We start from the raw sequence: 1612 nt of genomic DNA, 5'->3' as shown, positions 1-1612 counted from the left end.
ATTCGATACTCCCAGCTGGGACTTCCGGTCGACCTCTCGATCCGCCTGCGCGTCGAGCTGCGCGGTCCGCTCTCCGTCCGGGACTGAACGGCCGGGCCAGGTCCGCGAGGGCGCCTCCGGGGTGGCAGGCTCCAGCGCGCGCAGGTCGTTGCTCGTCGCGTACCTCGGTGAAAAACAGCGTCAGGGAGTTGCGTACAGGCGGCCATGTCCCGGTGTGGGGTGGCGAGCTGACGCTGTGCCGGTTCGTCACTGGTCGAGCAGGCGCTCTGTCGGCGCCGTCCGATCCTCGGTGCACCGAGCTGTTGCAAGGTCGATACGGTACGAGCACAGCCAACTGTGAGGTCTTATGATCTGATGAGCGATGCTGTTGCTGCTCATTCAGTTGGCGCCGGGGATGCCGAGCAGGACAGTCCAGGGCACAGCAGGGGGCGGAGATGTCGCAGCAGATCGTGGTGGACCCGGTCAGTCTTCGGGCTGAGGGGAAGAGCATGGCGGCGGTCGGTGAGGATTTCTCGGCTGCGGTGAAGGACTTGTCGGCGAAGTTGGAGGCCCTGGAGAAGGGCGACACTCCGCCGTGGGGTGACGACGACTTGGGTGAGAAGTTCGGTGTCGTCTACGAGGGTCTGCGGGACGGCATGAAGGAGTCGATGGCCTCCTTGGGGACCCGGATCGGTGAGATCGGGCACAAGTTGGAGGGCATGGCGGCCAACCACGAGGCGAACGAGTCGACGACGGACGGTTCGTTCCGGACGCTGGAGGGTTCGCAGGGGACGGTCGGAAGTCGGATCGGTGCGTTGCACCGGCCGCAGGTGATCTGACGCGCCGTTCGGGCGTGGGTGTTGTGGCTGTCTGTTCGGTGGGTCTCTTCTTCGTGTTGTCGTGAAGTGCTCGTCATTACTGGGGGTTTGACGAAGTGTCGCTGATGTTGCCGGACAGTGTTGAGTGGGTCCTGGAGATGCTCGGCTTCGATTGGCCGAAGGCTGACGAGGACAAGCTCATGGAGTCCGCGCAGGTGTGGCGGGATTTCGCGGACACGGTCGATGAGTTGCACTATCGGGCGGCGGGTGCGGCGAACAATGTGCGTTCGGCGAACTCGGGTGATTCGATCGAGGCGTTCGGCAAGGCGTGGGAGAAGTTCTCGGCCGGGGGCAGTGACGGGTATCTGGCGGATGCGGCGACGGCGTCGCGGTTGATCGCGGCGGCGTTCGATGCGGCGGCGATGATCGTGATCGCGTGCAAGATCGCGGTGATTGCGCAGTTGGTGGTGCTGGCGGTGGAGATCATCGCTGCTCAGGCGGCTGCGCCGTTCACGCTGGGGTTGTCGGAGCTGGGTGCGGCTGGTGCGGTGCAGGCGACGAAGATGATTGTTCGTCGGTTGTTGAAGGAGCTTCGGGACGCCTTGGTGGAGGCGATCCTGGAGACGTTGAAGGAGCCGGTGGTTTCGGCGGTTCAGGCGATGATCAGTGATCTGATCGCGCAGACGGTGAATCAGGGTTTCGGTGCGCAGGACGGGTATGACCTGGGGCGGACGGGGAAGGCGGGCGCGGAGGAGTTCGTGACCGCGGCCAAGAACTCGGGGCAGACTTTCACGGAGGCGTTGCGGGACGGGGTG

General features: G+C 64.6%; 2 protein-coding genes. Both read left to right on the top strand.

Annotated features, from left to right (window positions below; translation table 11 throughout):
- The first annotated feature begins 434 nt into the window (after window positions 1-434).
- Window positions 435-818 carry a WXG100 family type VII secretion target gene (locus ABD323_RS40950; RefSeq protein ID WP_184921618.1) on the top strand — a complete coding sequence of 128 codons (384 nt, stop codon included), beginning with the start codon at window positions 435-437 and terminating at the stop codon, window positions 816-818.
- A gap of 104 nt (window positions 819-922) precedes the next feature.
- Window positions 923-1612, top strand: a 690-nt coding sequence (locus ABD323_RS40945; protein WP_344447189.1) for a WXG100-like domain-containing protein, incomplete at its 3' end; no start/stop codon positions are given.

Origin of the sequence: Kitasatospora nipponensis (genome assembly GCF_039528135.1) — a bacterium.
In the GTDB taxonomy this organism is placed as follows: Bacteria; Actinomycetota; Actinomycetes; order Streptomycetales; family Streptomycetaceae; genus Kitasatospora; species Kitasatospora nipponensis.
The sequence above is the reverse complement of the archived record's forward strand: the minus strand, read 5'-3'. Positions and strand labels throughout refer to the sequence as shown.